The sequence below is a fragment of the Psychrobacillus sp. Z16_25 genome, assembly GCF_056856695.1.
Genome location: NZ_JBXEOV010000002.1, coordinates 241434 through 258677, shown reverse-complemented (window position 1 = coordinate 258677; position 17244 = coordinate 241434). Strand labels below are relative to the sequence as shown.

The 17244-nt window shown below is 38.5% G+C and carries 18 protein-coding genes; 17 read left to right on the top strand and 1 reads right to left on the bottom strand.

The features are described from left to right. Nucleotides 1–60 precede the first annotated feature (60 nt). From AC1VU3_RS03980 to AC1VU3_RS03960, 5 genes are all read left to right on the top strand, one after another. On the top strand, nt 61–624 hold the full coding sequence (locus tag AC1VU3_RS03980) for a hypothetical protein (RefSeq protein ID WP_482982838.1): 564 nt from the start codon (nt 61–63) through the stop codon (nt 622–624). Between the two features lie 68 nt (nt 625–692). Further along, nucleotides 693–1532: an ABC transporter permease subunit gene (locus AC1VU3_RS03975; RefSeq protein ID WP_480388000.1), complete on the top strand. Its 840-nt coding sequence runs from the start codon at nt 693–695 to the stop codon at nt 1530–1532. Beyond that, entirely contained in the window at nt 1529–2590 is a 1062-nt protein-coding gene (locus AC1VU3_RS03970) for an ABC transporter permease (protein WP_480387999.1), read from the top strand. Before AC1VU3_RS03975 ends, AC1VU3_RS03970 begins: the two co-directional genes overlap by 4 nt. Nucleotides 2591–2751: 161 nt before the next feature. After that, entirely contained in the window at nt 2752–3051 is a 300-nt protein-coding gene (locus AC1VU3_RS03965; protein ID WP_482982837.1) for a hypothetical protein, read from the top strand. Next, nucleotides 3052–3255 carry a helix-turn-helix transcriptional regulator gene (locus tag AC1VU3_RS03960; RefSeq protein WP_480387997.1) on the top strand — a complete coding sequence of 68 codons (204 nt, stop codon included), beginning with the start codon at nt 3052–3054 and terminating at the stop codon, nt 3253–3255. Between the two features lie 29 nt (nt 3256–3284). Here AC1VU3_RS03960 and AC1VU3_RS03955 read toward each other — a convergent pair whose 3' ends face one another. Next, nucleotides 3285–4295, bottom strand: coding sequence for an IS1595 family transposase (locus tag AC1VU3_RS03955; RefSeq protein WP_480387996.1), 1011 nt, complete (start codon nt 4293–4295; stop codon nt 3285–3287). A 654-nt stretch (nt 4296–4949) separates the two neighbouring features. On the opposite strand from AC1VU3_RS03955, the gene AC1VU3_RS03950 reads away from it, so the two are divergent. The 12 genes from AC1VU3_RS03950 to AC1VU3_RS03895 all read left to right on the top strand — a co-directional run bounded on the left by AC1VU3_RS03950 (nt 4950) and on the right by AC1VU3_RS03895 (nt 17124). Then, on the top strand, nt 4950–6203 hold the full coding sequence (locus AC1VU3_RS03950; protein ID WP_480387995.1) for a Y-family DNA polymerase: 1254 nt from the start codon (nt 4950–4952) through the stop codon (nt 6201–6203). Between the two features lie 87 nt (nt 6204–6290). Next, nucleotides 6291–6692 (top strand): GNAT family N-acetyltransferase, encoded by a 402-nt coding sequence (locus tag AC1VU3_RS03945; RefSeq protein WP_480387994.1) that lies wholly within the window; start codon nt 6291–6293, stop codon nt 6690–6692. A 22-nt stretch (nt 6693–6714) separates the two neighbouring features. Then, the gene (gene dnaN, locus AC1VU3_RS03940) at nt 6715–7851 is read left to right on the top strand and encodes a DNA polymerase III subunit beta (protein WP_482982836.1); all 1137 of its coding nucleotides are present in this window, start codon (nt 6715–6717) and stop codon (nt 7849–7851) included. A gap of 267 nt (nt 7852–8118) precedes the next feature. Beyond that, on the top strand, nt 8119–8736 hold the full coding sequence (locus tag AC1VU3_RS03935; RefSeq protein WP_482982908.1) for a S16 family serine protease: 618 nt from the start codon (nt 8119–8121) through the stop codon (nt 8734–8736). Between the two features lie 100 nt (nt 8737–8836). Further along, nucleotides 8837–9373, top strand: a complete 537-nt coding sequence (locus AC1VU3_RS03930; protein ID WP_482982835.1) for a D-glycero-alpha-D-manno-heptose-1,7-bisphosphate 7-phosphatase — start codon at nt 8837–8839, stop codon at nt 9371–9373. 34 nt (nt 9374–9407) lie between these two features. Continuing rightward, nucleotides 9408–10868, top strand: coding sequence for a protein adenylyltransferase SelO (locus AC1VU3_RS03925; RefSeq protein ID WP_482982834.1), 1461 nt, complete (start codon nt 9408–9410; stop codon nt 10866–10868). Nucleotides 10869–10928: 60 nt separating this feature from the next. Beyond that, nucleotides 10929–11423: a GNAT family N-acetyltransferase gene (locus AC1VU3_RS03920; RefSeq protein ID WP_482982833.1), complete on the top strand. Its 495-nt coding sequence runs from the start codon at nt 10929–10931 to the stop codon at nt 11421–11423. Nucleotides 11424–11886: 463 nt separating this feature from the next. Beyond that, nucleotides 11887–13641, top strand: coding sequence for an ABC transporter transmembrane domain-containing protein (locus tag AC1VU3_RS03915; protein ID WP_482982832.1), 1755 nt, complete (start codon nt 11887–11889; stop codon nt 13639–13641). After that, nucleotides 13641–15425 carry an ABC transporter ATP-binding protein gene (locus AC1VU3_RS03910; protein ID WP_482982831.1) on the top strand — a complete coding sequence of 595 codons (1785 nt, stop codon included), beginning with the start codon at nt 13641–13643 and terminating at the stop codon, nt 15423–15425. The genes AC1VU3_RS03915 and AC1VU3_RS03910 overlap by 1 nt, the downstream gene beginning before the upstream one ends. A 95-nt stretch (nt 15426–15520) precedes the next feature. Further along, nucleotides 15521–16231, top strand: a complete 711-nt coding sequence (locus tag AC1VU3_RS03905) for a cytochrome c biogenesis CcdA family protein (protein ID WP_482982830.1) — start codon at nt 15521–15523, stop codon at nt 16229–16231. 17 nt (nt 16232–16248) lie between these two features. After that, entirely contained in the window at nt 16249–16611 is a 363-nt protein-coding gene (locus AC1VU3_RS03900; protein ID WP_482982829.1) for a response regulator, read from the top strand. 27 nt (nt 16612–16638) lie between these two features. Beyond that, complete coding sequence (locus AC1VU3_RS03895) at nt 16639–17124, top strand: CcdC family protein (protein WP_480387984.1); 486 nt, start codon at nt 16639–16641, stop codon at nt 17122–17124. Nucleotides 17125–17244 lie beyond the last annotated feature (120 nt).

Genomic DNA, 17244 nt, shown 5'->3' with positions numbered 1-17244 from the left:
CATGGAAAGATGTTATAATTATCCAAATAGATAGGAAATTCAATGAAAGGAGTTTTACCAATGGAAGGTATTATAGAAAACCGTCATATGTTTTTGGCGATTAGCGTTTGTACACTATTATTATCTCCGCTTATCATTATTATTGGACCAATATTTATCGCTCAAACCCTATTTTATGAGAGGGGATATTGGCTCATACAAGCACCTTCAGTAAATTACATTCTTTTTACAATTGGTTTTATCCTTTTGACTGGTGCATCCATTATCCTTTGGTTAAAGGATGTCAATAAAAAATCTGTACTTTTTGCTGGCATACTAATAGTGGCATGTGTTGTTTTATTGTTCGGAGCTTCCTCCTCGTATGAAAAGATCATGCCTGGCGCAATAACAATTAAGTCTCCTTTTTCCTTTGAAAAGCAGGTATATGCATGGGAAGACGTAGAAAAGGTAGATTATTATCTTTATAAGGAGCATAGGAATGACCGTTATTTTATGTTTTATTTCAAGGATGGGTCTAGCTGGAGATTAAACCAAAGTGGCTATGTTACCTCAGAGGTGCATTCAAAGATAGAAAGTAAATTATCAGAGCTAGAAACCCCCTACAAGTTAAATTTTTTAGAATAAATAGCCGTTCATTCAATATATTTTGTTAACACATGCATCTTGTTTTGACAATAGCAGGAGGAAGGACCATGAATAAGTTTTTAGGATGGATGCTTCAGCTGTTGGTCGCTCTTATTGGTGTTTTATTAATCAGTGGTTTACCAACTCTTATAGCAGGCTTTCAAAATAGAGAATTTTTAGGGAAGGAATACATAGAACAAATTACAGGGATTTTCCCACTTTCTGATTTTTTATCGCTCCATCTCGGTACACACATACGGGAATATATATTTTACTCTTTAGAGATTTTGTTTCTATCTCTATTGGCAGCTGTTGTTTTTGCTTTGATTTTCACTATACTTACCATGCTTTTTTCCGAAAAAACTCGTCAGCGTATTAAGTCTTTGTTCTTCTTTTTAGAGGCTATACCTGATATTTTGGTCATTATGCTTGTGCAACTGGCTATTATTTTTCTTTATAAGAACACCGGTATTTCGCTATCTATTGCAGTTACTGGAGGAGAAAAGCTATATGCTCTGCCTGTATTTTGCTTAATGATTCTACCGATGGTTCAGCTTTATCGCTTGAGTATGCTGACCTTCGAGGCCGAAGAACGCAAAATGTATGTGGAGCTTGCTAGGTCATTGGGCTATGGTAAGCTTGCTATCCTAATTGGACATATTTTTCGGAATGCCATTATCAGCGTATTTTTTCAATCAAAGAAGACTATGTGGTTTATGCTTTCCAACTTATTTATTCTAGAAAGAATGTTTAATATGCCAGGAATTATGTTTCATCTAGGCTCCAGTCTATCCGGCGAGCTCTTTTTAATTACCGTAATCAGCTTCTTCTTCCCGGTTTTTATCATGTATAGTGTTGGGGAATGGTACTTCCTTCGAAAAGTGAGTAAGGGAGGTGCGTTAGAATGAAATCTATCTGGAGACAGCCTTATTTTGTGTTTGGTTTTTTCATATTTAGCTTTTTTCTAGTAGGCAGCTTTGTATACGAATGGGTTTTTGGTCCCGATCCGAAGCAAACATTCTTTCTCTACGATGAAAATGGGATTTTACTAGAGGCCGCACCTCTTTCCCCAAGCCTTAAGCATCCTTTAGGTACAGATCAGGATGGATATGAGATGCTAAGTAAAATCATGGTTGGAGCAAAGGTTACCATTCTTTCCGCCATGGGTGTTGCAGCGGTCCGAATGCTGTTTGCAATACCGCTTGGTTATGCCATCGGTACTTATTGGCAGAGAAGACGCTCGCTTATTAATAGCTTTATTGATCCTTTGCATTATATCCCGATGACGATTTTTTCGTATCTTATGCTTTTCCCAATACTTTGGGAACCGCCCGGCGGCTTTACGACGACCCTTTGGGAGCGTATTTTTTATCAAGTTATTTTAATGGGAATTATCACAGTACCTATTGTTGCCGCTCTAATAGGCAACGAGGCAAATCTGCTTTATCATAATGAATTTATTTTGGCTTCTCGTACGCTTGGTGCTAGTCGCTTCCGCATCATACGAAAGCATTTGTATCCATTGATGCGAGAAAAGTTATTTGTGCTATACGGCCAACAGGTAGTGGAAACGCTTGTTGTATTTGCACATTTAGGGCTCCTGCAGCTATATATTGGTGGCACACACGTGAGCTACGACCCGATGTTTGGTGATCCACCGAAGTCCATTGCCTTCGAATGGGCGGGACTTTTTGGTGCTTCCTTCCGCTATCTGCAGGGTGTCCCATGGCTCGCATTGGCACCAGCAATCTGCTTTGCTCTATTAATACTTTCCGTAGCTTGCATGATTGAAGGCTATACAAGAGCAATGAATGGCCAAGTGAAAATTCCAAAACGACGAAATCAGCTAATGGTCTCTGAGCAGACTGTTGAGTGGAACAGACAGCAGCTTAAGGAAAAGTTGGAGCTGTTGACAAAACAGGATGAGGACAAGTTGATAAGAAGTAAGGAAAAGGTTTCGGATTAAGTTCCGAGACCTTTTTGTTTTAGGCTGTTTTCTCAAAGATTGTTGCTATTGGTCATAATCAATAAATAAACAAAATGTAAAAATGATTTGACATTTCAAAAAAGAAAGATACAATAATAAATGTAAAAAACTTTTTACATTTATGAGGAGGGGATTGAAATATGTATTGGATAATTTTATCTTTAATTATTTTAGCAATATGTCTCATTTTAATTGTGACGACTCTTGTTTCATTACCTAAATTAGGTGATGAAAGGACGAATTACATTAAAATGAAAGCACAATCATACGTGTTTACAGTTGTAATCGGTGTCTTGTTGTTAGAAATTATCGAATCTATTTATTTAACAGCTTGGACAGACAGTTCTTATGAAGGTATGAATCCATTTAGTTTTCTTGTTACGATTTCGGTTATATATTTAATCTCGTTACTATTATCTAAGAAGAAATATGGCGGTTAAATGAAAAATCGTATTAGGGAATTAAGGAAATCGGTAAGACTATCTCAGGAAGAACTGGCTAAACTTTGTAATGTAACAAGACAAACGATAAATGCGATTGAAAATGATAAATATGACCCCACTTTACAATTAGCTTTTAACATAGCCTCTGTACTGGATACCACAGTAGACGAGCTTTTCATAAACGATACTGTTAGAAAATAATAAAATCGACCTCATATCGAGGTCTTTTATTATGCACTTTTTAATAATTCCACAGTTGTATAATTTGATTTTTGACACGCTGAAATAAGCATTTGTTCTATTCTTTTATCAAATGCTAAATGTTTCCCTATTTCAAGCCAACGGAACCAGTATAGATAATTGTCTAAATAACGAGTTCCTACACCTTTAAAGCGTTCCATCCAGCCTTTTAAGCGATTATGAAAATTATTTACGTGTTGAATATGAAAAATCCCTTTTTTCACACGTTGTTTTAGTCGTTCATTTACCGTTTCGTGTTTTAACCCCTTGATTCTTGCAAACTTCTTATAATTAGTCGCTGTATCTGTACACAACAAAGAAGACTGGTGGATATACTCACCTATCACATTGTCGATTTCCTCTGCTTTAACACGACCTGTGCCTGCTTTTCGAGCAATTATATTGCCATTACGGTCTTGCGCCACTACAACGGCAATTTTAAGATTGGAAATCCCTCTTTTTTCGTCTTTTTCTCCACGCTTTTTTGGTTTTCTATGGTTTATTTGACGATGCCCCTTTAAGGATTCACGAAAGAAGGTTTCGTCACTTTCAACGATACCTCGTAATTGGTTAAAACCAAGACTACCTAATGCGTACAAGATTTTATGTCTCCAATAAAATGCGGTAGAAATGTGTATTTGAAGTTTGTCAGCAATTTTAGGTAACGTATATCCTTCAACCATAAGTTCAATATATTTAACCCATTTTTCAGGATAACGTGAGCCTGAGAATGGAGTATTCGTCATATCGTTGAACGTCTTATTGCAATCCTTACACAGATAGCGTTGGCGACTACGATATTTGCCGTTTCGTTTAACAGATGTACTACCACAATGAACACAGCCTAATCCCGATGAAAATCGTGCTTCACGAATACTTTTTAGAAGTTTATTGATTTTATCTGGTTCTTCTGGGAATAAGTCTTGTTTCATCGCTTCAAATAGTGCTAACTGTTCCGATTTACTTAATTCGCTAAAATCCTCATAAACGTCTAACCACATAATCTATGCCTCCTTAAAGCCTATAACAGCCTTGTTTTAAGGGGGGATTGGTGGTATCAGATGTGAGCTTTTAGCTATTTTATCATTGAAACTGGAACATGAGTCCGAGAGATTGGCTCACCGTTAAGTGATATTTCCAGTGAAAAGGAAATACGTGCGGTTGCTGTGGATTTACTTGCGAATTGGGAGTGCTTACTTGCGCTGTCGTTTCCTTTAGTTGCGCTCTCGGTTAATTTAGTTGCGTTTGTCAACAAATTTACTCGTAGTGACTACGGATTTAGTTGCACTTATCGCTAAATTAGTTGCAAAACGGATTATATTGGAAAATAAAGTTTGGGAGCTCTACTCACATTCAAATGCATTACCAATAAAAAGGAAACACTTGCGATTTTACGAAACTTACTTGCGGTCGTGGAATGAATACTTGCGTTTCCAAAAGAGTTACTTGCGATAACGAGCTGCTTACTTGCACTCTTTGCCAATTTACTTGCGATTGTCAATATGTTAGAAACGCCTACTGGTGATTTGGTCACCGCTTATCTTTATTTTCCCACAGATTGGAAAACAGTCATCTTTCCCCCTGAAATATCCATTGAATAAGAACAAATGTTTTGGGTATAATATAAGAACAGATGTTCTATGGAGGTTATGAGGATGTATGAAGGATTGGAAAGTCGAAAAATTATCTGTATTGATATGCGAAGCTTTTTTGCGAGCTGTGTGGCAGCAGACAGGGGATTAGATGTGATGACTACTCCGATAGCGGTCATTGGGAACCTCGAGCAAAAGGGAAGTGTCGTCCTGGCTGCATCGCCACCTATGAAAAAGAAATTTGGTGTCAAAACCGGTACACGCCTTTTTGAGATTCCAAACGATCCATCTATTCATTTAATTGAGCCGAAAATGGAATTCTTTGTTCGGATGTCCATGGAGATTACGCGTTATTTAAATCAGTTTGTGCCGATGGAGGACATACACGTGTATAGCGTGGATGAATGTTTTGTTGACTTAGGAGGAACTGAAAAGCTCTGGGGACCAGTAGAGAAAACTGTCAAGCATATACAGGATGGGCTGCATTATCAATTTCAGCTTCCCTGCGCAGTGGGAATGGGACCCAATATGCTGATGGCAAAGCTTGCTCTCGACCTAGAAGCCAAAAAAACAGGATTTGCGAAGTGGACTTACGAGGATGTGCCGAAAAAACTATGGCCAGTTTCACCTTTAAGTGAGATGTGGGGGATTGGCTCTAGACTGGAGAAAACGTTAAATAATATGGGGATTTTCAATGTGGGACAGCTGGCAAAGACGCCGCTTTCCATTTTGGAGGATAAATTTGGGGTGATGGGAAACCAGCTTTATCACCATGCGTGGGGAATTGATTTGTCAGAGCTCGGTGCGCCGATTGTAGACGGGCAAATTAGCTATGGAAAAGGGCAAGTCCTATACCGCGACTATCGTACAAAGAAGGAGGTAATGGCGGTTATTTTGGAGATGTGTGAGGACGTAGCCAAGCGTGCGCGCGAGGCAAATATGGCTGGAAGAACGATTCATCTATCGGTCGGCTATAGTAAAAATGCGTTTGGAGGAGGATTTAACCGTTCTCGTTCTATAGAAGAGCCGACGAATGCGACAATGAAAATCTATCGAGTATGCGAGAAGATTTTCGATGAATTTTATGATCATCGTCCGGTTCGTAGGCTGGCTATTTCTATTACAAACTTAGAGCCCGAGAGCTCCGTTCAGCTTAGCTTTTTTGAGGAGAGAAAGTGGAAGGAGCACAAGCTTGGAAAGACGATGGATTATTTAAGAAATAAATACGGTCCAACTGCGATTCTGCGAGCCGTTTCTTATACAGATGCCGGCACAGCAATCAATAGGGCAGGATTGCTTGGAGGACATAAGAAGTAACGGAAGCTGACTAGTAAAGATAGTTGGCTTCTTTTATTAGAAAGGAATTTACCAAATTTAGGCGAATTAATAAAGGGGAGGGAAGCTATGAAGGAAATAAAAAAGAATGAAATAGATAGATCGCTAGAAGAATTACTGGCATATGCGGCAAGTGATGCTCAAAACGAAATAAAGCGTTATCAGACAGAACAAGAAAGACTGCTGTTTGGAATAAAAAAGAGGAATGGATGGGCAGGGTGTATCGGAATAAGAGAATTGGCATTGGGAGAAATAGAAATTCTCCATATTGCCGTTGCTTTAGAATATAGAGGAACAGGAACCGGTAGGGAAATGATTCGACAAATAAGTCAGCAACGCAAGCCTGCAAGAATAAAAGCGGAAACAGATAAGGATGCAGTGGGCTTTTATAAAAATTGCGGATTTACTATCACCAGTTTAGGCGAAAAATATCCAGGAATCGAAAGGTTTTTGTGTACGAAAGACTTATAAAAGTGACTAGGGGGACATACATATGAGATTGGATATTATGCGCGATCATTTAGTAGAGGCACTACATAACGTGATGAGAGCGGTTAGCTCGAAGACGACATTTCCAATACTGACAGGAATAAAAATGGAGTTGAATAGGAAAGGACTGCTGTTGACGGGAAGTGATTCAGATAAGACTATCCAATCCTTCATTAAAGCTGAAAAGAACGGAGACCAGGTAATCAGAGTAGTAGAAGAAGGTTCTATTGTCGTTCCTGCTAGGATGTTTTATGAAATTATACGGAAGCTACCTTCGAATGATGTAACGATTACGGTCGGTGCTAATTATCAAACCCACATTCGTGCTGGAAAGTCAGATTTTCATTTGAATGGTATGGATCCAAGTGAGTATCCTCTTATCGGAGAACCGGAAGATACAGAATTATTTTCAATTAAGGGACACGACCTTCGTAAAATCATACGAGAAACTGTATTTGCAGTGTCGACTTCAGAGACTAGACCTGTATTAACAGGAGTAAAGTGGAGCCTTCAACAGAATGAGCTAAATTGCACGGCAACAGATAGTCATCGGCTTGCAAGAACAAAGATATCCTTAAGTAGTGTTCATGAGACAGAATATAATCTAGTGATTCCTGGAAAGGTTCTAAATGAGTTACATAAAATGATAGAGGATACGGAGGAGTTAGTGTGGATCACCTTTAATCAACAGCAGGTAATGTTTAAAACTCCTCAAATTGTATTTATTTCTCGTTTATTAGAGGGAAATTATCCAGACACATCTAGACTAATCCCACATGAATTTCAAACCTCACTTGAGGTTGATGGGAAGCATCTTTTTCAAGCGATTGATCGTGCATCCTTAATGGCGAGAGAAGAAAGAAATAATATTGTTCGTTTGAAAGCTATAGGTGAAGGGTCTATTGAAATATCATCTCATTCACCTGAGGTAGGACATGTAGAGGAAGAGGTTCCTGCGTCTACACTGGCTGGAGAAGATATCACCATTTCTTTTAGCGCTAAATATATAATGGATGGACTAAAGGCATTTGGAGATCAGCCGATAAAAATACAATTTACCGGTAGTATGCGACCATTTGTCATTCATTCTCTGGAGGATGATCGGTTGCTTCAATTAATTGTACCGGTAAGGACATATTAGGGGAAAAAGGAGAGGAACAATATATTAACAGGCAAGAAAAAATATGAAATTCTACCGCTATTCCTGTGCATTTTCTTATATTTTTATTGTCTACTCTCCTATTTATTTGGATATATCAATAGCGATATACTAGTGGCGGCAATCCTATTATTGATGGTATGCCACTTACTGATAATGCTTAGAAATAAGAAATATTTTCAAAAACGATCTCTCTTCCTTCCGTTAATCGCTATTCTTGTCCTATTACTTTATGAGGGTGTTTTTTTGATGGTGGCAGATGAAGTTGCTTATTACGTAGAGCCGGAAGAAATAATTGCGGGAACTAACATATTCAGCTTGCCAGTGGGAACGGTCCCGAGGAAAAATGTAGAGAAGGAAAGGCTGAATACATTTCCTTATTTTCCAGAAGAAGAAATCAAACAATCTCCTTTAGAGATTTATACAGCTAAAAACAAAGCATATTGTCAGCTGCTTACCATTTGTGCAGAGGATTTTGAGATGATGACTAATCATATTAACGCTTACTTAGGAGAAGTGAACCATCCTGCAATTCAGAGATTTTTAAAAAGAGCTAATTACAAAGGAAATAGTGCTGGCCTCATGCTAGTAGTGTCACAGCTAGTCTATGAAAATAAAATAAGAAATGATGAAAAGATCGCCATTACTGGAGCAGTTACTAAAAAAGGAAAAGTGAAAGAAGTGGGGATGATTAGGGAAAAGGTGTTCACTGCGGCAATTAGTGAAATCGACAATATTATACTCCCAGAAGAGAATAGAGAAGAGGCATTGAAAATTAAGAAGGTATATAATTTTCAAATGAATATCTACGGGGTAAGTAGTGTAGAAGAAGCGCTAGCAACAATTAAAGAAATTAATAATAAATAGAGTTTAGACCGATAAGAAATTATCGGTTTTTTTATTTGGTACATGACTTTTTAAATAGATGGGTAACGTAACTACATCGATCAAAAAGAGGTGTACAACCATGAAAACAGCAGTATTTTTGGACAGAGATGGAGTTATTAATGAGGTGCTGACAAAGAGAGTCAAATTTGTAAATCATCCGAAGCAGCTGTACTTCTTGCCTGGCGTAGCAGAAGCAATTAAGATGCTAAATGCTCATTTTGACCATGTGTTTGTCGTTACGAACCAAGGTGGTATAGGATTAGGTTATATGAGGGAGGAGCAGCTTCAAAAAATTCATCAGTACATGATTAGTGAGTTGAAAAAAGAAGGGGCTGTCATTGATGAAGCTGTATATTGTCCACATAAACCAAAGGCTGGCTGTGCTTGTAGAAAGCCTAATAGTAAATTAATTGAAGACTTAGCCGAACGATATCAGATAGATTTAGCTAAATCCTATATGGTCGGAGATACGGACACGGATATTATGGCAGGGAAGAGAGCAGGTACGAAGGGTGTTTTCCTAGGAAAAAGCGATTCGCTTGCCGATGCTGTTTTTCCAGATTTACGAGCTGCTGCCGAGTGGATAATAATGGATAGCAAAGGAGAAACAAAGTAAGATATAGACAGAAGTGTTTGAAAGGAGCGAGAAGATGAAAAACAACAAAGACTGGAAGTTAACGAACACATACAGTGAACTCCCACCTATCTTTTATTCGGAGATGGAGTTAAACCCGGTGCGCTCACCAAAGCTCCAAATTTTAAACGAATCGTTGGCAGAGTCACTTGGTTTAAATATAGAGATGCTGAAAAGTCCTGAAGGCATAGAAATTCTTGCTGGAAATGAACCGATTCAAGGAGGTATCCCATTAGCGCAAGCCTATGCAGGGCACCAATTTGGTGGCTTTACGATGCTAGGAGACGGTCGCGCAATCCTCCTTGGAGAGCAAGTAACACCTGATGGGAAAAGATACGACGTTCAGTTAAAGGGAGCAGGAAGAACGCCGTATTCTCGAGGCGGAGATGGACGAGCTGCACTTGGTCCAATGCTTCGGGAATATATTATTAGTGAGGCAATGGCTGGATTAAGGATTCCAACGACTAGAAGTCTAGCGGTGGTTACAACTGGTGAAACCGTCTATAGAGAGACAGAGTTGCCTGGAGCAATTATGACAAGGATTGCAGCTAGTCATTTACGTGTTGGAACCTTTCAATTTGCAGTAACATGGGGAGAGCAGGAGGACCTGAAAGCTTTAGCAGACTATGCAATAGACCGGCACTATCCTGCTATTAAATCTGCTCCTAATAAATATTTGTCTTTATTAGAAGAAGTTTTTAAAAAACAAGCCAAGCTACTGACCGATTGGCAGCTAGTAGGATTTATCCACGGTGTCATGAACACAGATAATATGACCATCAGTGGAGAGACAATCGATTATGGACCGTGTGCGTTTATGAATGAGTTTGATCCTGCTACTGTTTATAGCTCCATCGACACGCAAGGAAGGTATGCTTATGGGAACCAGCCAAGAATGGCTGCCTGGAATATAGCAAGATTCGCAGAGAGCCTTTTAGCACTTATTTCAGATAATCAAGAGGAAGCTGTTCACCTTGCACAAGAAAAGATTGAACAGTTTCCAAAGCTGTTCAAGAAACATTGGCTGGCAGGTATGCGAGCTAAATTGGGTCTGTTTCAGGAAGAGGAATCCGACGAGGAGCTTATAAACGAATTGCTCAAGCTTATGCATCAAAACGACGCGGACTATACCAATACATTCCGAGCATTAACGTTAGATAATAAAAATGAAACAAATCTATTCAGATACCAAGCCTTTATCGACTGGTATGATCGCTGGAAGAAAAGGTTGGACAGCCAAGGACAAACACAAGAAGAAGTGCGTGAACTAATGGAGCAGCATAATCCAGCGATAATCCCTCGTAATCACCGAGTGGAGGAAGCGCTAGAAGCGGCGGTTGATAAAGGAGATTATTCCGTCATGCATAAGCTACTAGAGGCGCTAAAAAATCCATACGATTATACCAAGGATTATGGAGAATTAACCTCTCCGCCAGCACCATCTGCGATTCCATACCAAACCTATTGCGGTACGTAAAAATAATATAGAGGGCGAAGCAGCTTGCTTTGCCCCTTACAAAAATAAAGAGGTGCTAAATTGGAACTGAAAATAGAAAAAGTCCAGTTAATGGAAAAAAAGACTCTAGAGAACATGTACTCTCTTTATTTACATGATCTCTCCGAGTATACAGAGGAAATAGAAGTTTCTTCAGATGGCTCCTATGTATATGATTCTATTGATATGTTATGGACAAATGAAGGAATCGAGCCCTACTTAATAAAAGATAGGGAGAAATTAGTAGGGTTTCTTTTACTATTAAAAAGACCGTTCTTAAAAAAGGATCACGATATTTGTATAAATGATTTCTTTATTCTCAAGAACTACCGGAGAAAGGGCATTGGCAAGAAAGCGCTCACTCTTCTTTTTCAAGAAAATAAAGGCAAATATGTCATAATGGAGCTTGCAAAAAATCAACCAGCTGTGACATTTTGGAGAAAAGCACTAAGTCAGCTTGGACTTGAGTATAAAGAGGAGAAGAAAATGGTCGAGGAAGAGGAATGCTACGTCCAAACCTTTGAAGTTTTACATTAACTATTAAAAAAAGAAATGAGCTTAGAGATGCTATTCTGAGCTCATTTCTTTTTTTATTGCCATCTATGAATATGATTTTTAATATGATAAATTTACACTTACATATACTGTTGATGGGAGCGGAAGGCGGCGACTCCTGAGGGAGAAAGGGAGTCAGATGAGACATTGCATCGGTACGCGTTAGCGTTCGGCAACGGCTCATCGCTCCCCCCTCGAAAAGCGTCCGCCTATAGCGTACATCAACTATTAGAAGTAACATTGAGATTCAAGATGAGCATGAATAAAAATTGCTCTTCCGTCTGAAGTGGATAGAAATGTAAAAAGCCATACTTATTTTATTATTCTACAGAATCATCAGTATAAAAATTATTTCAATTCCCGAATTATTTGTTTCTCCTATCTTTCTTAATGTTCAAACTTTTGATAAAATGGAAAAGTCTGATTTTGTAAATGGGGGATCAAAATGAAGGTATTTTTTGATTTGGGTTGGTATTTTAAGCTTAGGAAAAAGCAATATCTTATAGGTATATTGATGTTGCTGTTCGTTGCTTTTTTGCAGCTGATACCACCTAAAATTATAGGGTTTGTTGTAGATGAGATTAGTAGTGGAACGCTCACAGGAGATTTCCTGATAAAGTGGTTAAGCATTTTAGCTGCAGCCGCAATAGGGATGTATGTATTAAGGTATTACTGGAGAATCATGATTTTCGGATCCTCTATCTTTTTAGCAAGACTTTTAAGAGAAAAGTTATTTCGTCATTTTACAAAGATGGCTCCTTCTTTTTATCAAAAAAAGCGAGTAGGGGATTTAATGGCCCATGCTACAAATGATCTATCCGCAGTGCAACAGACTGCTGGGTCGGGTGTCTTGACGCTAGTAGATTCCTTGGCAACAGGAGGCTTTGTAATTGCTGCAATGGCAATTACAATTAACTGGAAGCTTACAATCATTGCACTTCTTCCTCTACCCTTAATGGCGATATCCACGAGTTATTATGGAAAGCTGCTACATCAAAGGTTTCGATATGCACAGGAAGCCTTTTCTGATTTAAATGATAAAGCACAGGAGAGCATCTCAGGTGTCAAGGTTATCAAAACGTTTGGACAGGAAAAGGAAGATACAGAGGACTTTGTAAACCTGTCAGAGGAAGTAGTGAAGAAAAATCTTACGGTAGCCAAAATCGACTCATTGTTTGATCCGACCATATCGTTAATCGTAGGTATGTGTTATTTCCTTACCATTACTTTTGGAACAAGATTTATTTTAAATGGAGAAATGTCGATTGGAGATTTGTTTGCTTTTGCTTCTTATTTAGGACTTCTTGTTTGGCCAATGCTAGCATTTGGCTATCTATTTAACATAATGGAGCGAGGAAGAGCTTCTTATGATCGTATCCGTAACATTTTAGATGAAGAAATTGAAATTGATGATAAACCAAACGCAATCACAGAGAAACCTCACGGTGACTTGCATTTTGAAATTGATGAATTTAAGTTTCCTGGAGACGATCGTGTTGCATTACATAATGTTCATTTTCAGCTTAAAAAGGGAGAGACACTTGGAATAGTTGGGAAGACAGGATCAGGTAAGACAGCTATTTTGAAGCTGTTGATGAGAGAATTTGAAGGCTATAAAGGGAAAATCGTGTATGGCGACCATCCGATTGATGATTATAAAAAGCAAGCTCTACGTGAAGCGATTGGCTATGTGCCGCAGGATCATTTTCTGTTCTCTACAACAGTAGCTGGTAATATTGCATTTGCTAATGCCGGTGCTTCGATGGAGAAAATTTACGAAGCTGCTAAGCTAGCTAATATTCATGAAGACATTCTCCAGTTCACAAATGGCTATAATACAATCGTAGGGGAAAGAGGAGTTTCCCTTTCTGGTGGGCAAAAACAACGTATTTCGATTGCTCGAGCACTGATGATGGAACCTGAGATGCTTATTCTTGATGACTCTCTATCTGCAGTAGATGCAAGAACTGAGGAAGCTATTCTAGAAGCTTTGAAGGAAACGAGAACCGGAGAGACGACGATTATCACCTCTCATAGATTAAGCGCAATCCAACATGCACATCAAATTATCGTAATGGAAAACGGAACAATTGTAGAAAAAGGTACGCATGATGAGTTGATAGCGTTACAAGGTATATACAAAGAAATGTATGAGTTGCAGCAGCTAGAAACGCTTGTGGAGCAAGGAGGGGAAGCATAATGGAAGAAAAACAGACACTTCTAACTGGAAAAGCGCAGTGGAAGGTATTCAAACGCTTACTTACCTATTTGAAGCCACATAAAAAGAAAATTTCAATCGCGTTATTCTTGTTGGTTATTACAGTAACGGTTGATATTTTAGGGCCATATTTAATCAGTGTGTTTATGGATGATTATTTGACACCTAGGTATTTCCCTACTGGTCCACTTGTCGGGCTAGCACTAGGCTATGTATTTATACAAATTACTAATACCATTGTTAGCTATTTCCAGCTACTAAAATTCCAAGAAATCGCTTTAAAGATAATTCAGCAGATGAGGATTGACGTATTCTCAAAGGTTCATAAGCTAGGTATACGTTATTTTGATAAAACACCTGCTGGAAGTATCGTGTCACGTGTTACGAATGATACCGAAGCTATTAAGGATATGTTTGTCAGCGTATTGGTTGGCTTTATTCAAAGTGGGGTATTGGTAATTGGGGTTTACATCGCTATGTTCTTATTGAACGTCAAGCTGGCGTTGATTACCACAGTGCTATTGCCTATCCTTTTTGTCATTATGGTTAATTACCGAAAATATAGCTCCGTTGTTTATCAAGATCTTCGAGAAAGACTAAGCCAGCTAAATGCAAAACTAGCGGAGTCATTACAAGGAATGACGATGATACAGGCATTTAGACAGGAAGAACGTTTGCAGGATGAATTCAATGAGATAAATGACCGTCATTGGAACGCGGGAAAACGAAATATAAAATTAGATAGTCTTTTACTGAGACCAGCTATTGATATTGTATATGCATTGGGTATCATCATCTTGTTAAGTTATTTTGGAATCACTTCCATGAATAATGTAGTAGAGATAGGGGTTATTTATGCTTTCGTAACTTATATAGACCGCTTTTTCGAGCCTATCAATCAAGTGATGCAAAGGCTGTCTTTATTCCAACAAGCGATTGTAGCAGCATCTCGCGTATTTACCTTATTAGATGAAGAGGCCCTTGCTCCTGCTCAACAGGACAAAGAAAAAGCAACTATTCAATCAGGAAAAATTGAATTTCAAAATGTCACCTTTTCTTATGATGGAAAAACAGACGTATTAAAAAATATCTCGTTTACCGCAGAGCCTGGACAGACGGTAGCATTAGTTGGTCACACAGGATCAGGGAAAAGCTCAATTATTAATCTATTAATGAGATTCTATGAGTTTGAGCATGGAGATATAAAAATTGATGGATACTCTGTAAAGGACTTTAAGGCAGAGGAGCTGCGAAATAAGATAGGCTTAGTTTTACAGGATCCATTCTTATTCTACGGGGATATAGTAAGTAATATAAGGCTACATGCAAAAGATATGAGTGAGGATGAGGTAAAGGCTGCTGCTGAATTTGTTCAAGCTCATTATTTTATTGAGAACTTACCAAATGGGTATAAGCAAAAGGTGACAGAGCGCGGATCTACCTTCTCCAGCGGCCAAAGACAGTTAATCGCATTTGCCAGAACAATAGCTACGAATCCAAAGATTCTAGTGCTCGATGAAGCCACGGCTAACATCGATACGGAAACAGAGGTAGCGATTCAAAATAGTCTAGAAAAAATGAGAAAAGGAAGAACTACTATCGCGATTGCACACAGATTAAGTACTATTCAAGACGCAGAGCTCATTTTAGTCTTGCACCACGGAGAAATTGTGGAACGAGGAACTCACCAAGAATTGCTAAATCAAAAAGGCCTTTATCATAAAATGTATTTATTGCAAAATGGAGTAGTAGAGGATATTGCCTAGGCACAAAGATTCGAAAAGCTGTCACAAGCTTTAATAGAGTAAATTGACTAAAAGTTTGATACGATAGGAACAGCAATTCGGAAAGGGAGACTGTCGTGAGTACTGATGTAAACTTGCTTTTAGCATTCGGTGCAGGCTTTTTGAGCTTTATCTCTCCATGCACCCTTCCTCTTTACCCAGCTTTTTTATCCTATATAACAGGGATGTCACTGGAAGAGTTAAAAACGGATAAAAAGCTGATGCAAAAAAGAGGAATGCTTCATACCTTGTTTTTTTTACTAGGGTTTTCAATTATCTTTATCGCATTGGGATACGCAACTTCCTTTATTGGAACCTTCTTTATTCAGTATGGCGACTTAATACGTCAGGTTGGAGCAATATTCATTGTGATATTTGGGTTAGTCGTTGTAGGAATATTTAAACCTGAATTCTTAATGAAAGAAAAGAGATTAGAGTTTAAGAATCGACCAACCGGTTTTATAGGGACTATATTAATAGGGATGGCCTTTGCAGCAGGCTGGCAGCCATGTACAGGACCTATCCTGGCAGCTGTTTTAATGATGGGAGTCACAAACCCTGACGCTGGTGTATTCTATATGCTCGCCTACGTTCTTGGTTTTGCCATTCCATTCTTCGTTCTCTCCTTCTTTGTTACACGTTTGAAGTGGATTAGAACAAATAGTAACCTAATTGTGAAAATAGGTGGTTACTTAATGATAGCACTTGGAATTCTATTATTCTTTGATGGAATGACTTATATTATTCAAATCTTGAGTCCTCTATTCGGCGACTTTACTGGATTCTAACAGAAGGGAGAGTTTCCATGACAACCGTGCTAGTAGTGGATGATGCTATGTTTATGAGAGCTACAATGAGAAGAATGCTGGAGGAACACCAATTCGAAATAATTGGTGAAGCTGCAAATGGCATAGAGGCTATTGAGCAATATAAAAAACTACAGCCTGATCTCGTTACGATGGATATTACAATGCCTGGCATATCGGGGATTGAGGCGGTTCAAGAGATTATTGCAATAGACCCACTTGCCAAGATTGTGATGGTAACAGCACTCGGACAGCAAAAGCTAATCGTAGATGCCTTAGATGCCGGTGCCAAGGATTTTCTTACAAAGCCCTTTGATCCGAATCAGCTAGTACAGGTATTACGTAACGTAATAGATTCCTAAGAAATAAAATGGAGATGGAGTAATTATATGTTTGAATCAATTCCAGCCAATACCATGATTATTGTCACTTCGGTGTTTGCAATTGGAATGGGAATTATTGTGACGACTTTACGTGCTAAATCTGCAAAACGACCAGCAAGCGCAAAGAAAATTCTATTGCCTCCATTATTTATGTCTACAGGAGCTTTAATGTTTCTATTTCCATTTTTCCGCGTAACAGGAGCGCAAATAATAGAAGCGTTAGTGGCAGGAATTGTATTTTCGGGAGTTCTTATATGGACTTCGAAGTTTGAAAGAAGAGATGGAGAAATTTATTTAAAGCAATCCAAAGCATTTATCTTTATTCTTATTGGCTTGCTTATTATTAGAATCATTGCCAAACTTGTGCTTAGCTCTTCAATAGATGTAGGGGCATTAAGTGGCATGTTTTGGATTTTAGCCTTCGGAATGATAGTTCCCTGGCGAATCGCAATGTTTTTACAATTTAAAAAACTACAAAGAGAAGGTTTATAAAGAATACCACAGTCATACTCGAAACTTTGAGTTTGACTGTGTTTTTTTAGTCCAAAAAGAATTCATAAAAAAGCCGATTTCTAACAGCAAGAAACCGACTTGTAGTTAAATTATTTATTG

Excerpts from the sequence above, each read along its gene's own strand:
- AC1VU3_RS03970 (WP_480387999.1), top strand. The coding sequence starts at position 1,529 with ATGAAATCTATCTGGAGACAGCCTTATTTTGTGTTTGGTTTTTTCATA.
- AC1VU3_RS03980 (WP_482982838.1), top strand. The coding sequence starts at position 61 with ATGGAAGGTATTATAGAAAACCGTCATATGTTTTTGGCGATTAGCGTT.
- AC1VU3_RS03900 (WP_482982829.1), top strand. The coding sequence starts at position 16,249 with ATGACAACCGTGCTAGTAGTGGATGATGCTATGTTTATGAGAGCTACA.
- AC1VU3_RS03930 (WP_482982835.1), top strand. The coding sequence starts at position 8,837 with ATGAAAACAGCAGTATTTTTGGACAGAGATGGAGTTATTAATGAGGTG.
- AC1VU3_RS03915 (WP_482982832.1), top strand. The coding sequence starts at position 11,887 with ATGAAGGTATTTTTTGATTTGGGTTGGTATTTTAAGCTTAGGAAAAAG.
- AC1VU3_RS03960 (WP_480387997.1), top strand. The coding sequence starts at position 3,052 with ATGAAAAATCGTATTAGGGAATTAAGGAAATCGGTAAGACTATCTCAG.
- AC1VU3_RS03955 (WP_480387996.1), bottom strand. The coding sequence starts at position 4,295 with ATGTGGTTAGACGTTTATGAGGATTTTAGCGAATTAAGTAAATCGGAA.
- AC1VU3_RS03945 (WP_480387994.1), top strand. The coding sequence starts at position 6,291 with ATGAAGGAAATAAAAAAGAATGAAATAGATAGATCGCTAGAAGAATTA.
- dnaN (WP_482982836.1), top strand. The coding sequence starts at position 6,715 with ATGAGATTGGATATTATGCGCGATCATTTAGTAGAGGCACTACATAAC.
- AC1VU3_RS03975 (WP_480388000.1), top strand. The coding sequence starts at position 693 with ATGAATAAGTTTTTAGGATGGATGCTTCAGCTGTTGGTCGCTCTTATT.
- AC1VU3_RS03965 (WP_482982837.1), top strand. The coding sequence starts at position 2,752 with ATGTATTGGATAATTTTATCTTTAATTATTTTAGCAATATGTCTCATT.
- AC1VU3_RS03895 (WP_480387984.1), top strand. The coding sequence starts at position 16,639 with ATGTTTGAATCAATTCCAGCCAATACCATGATTATTGTCACTTCGGTG.
- AC1VU3_RS03935 (WP_482982908.1), top strand. The coding sequence starts at position 8,119 with ATGGTGGCAGATGAAGTTGCTTATTACGTAGAGCCGGAAGAAATAATT.
- AC1VU3_RS03950 (WP_480387995.1), top strand. The coding sequence starts at position 4,950 with ATGTATGAAGGATTGGAAAGTCGAAAAATTATCTGTATTGATATGCGA.
- AC1VU3_RS03910 (WP_482982831.1), top strand. The coding sequence starts at position 13,641 with ATGGAAGAAAAACAGACACTTCTAACTGGAAAAGCGCAGTGGAAGGTA.
- AC1VU3_RS03925 (WP_482982834.1), top strand. The coding sequence starts at position 9,408 with ATGAAAAACAACAAAGACTGGAAGTTAACGAACACATACAGTGAACTC.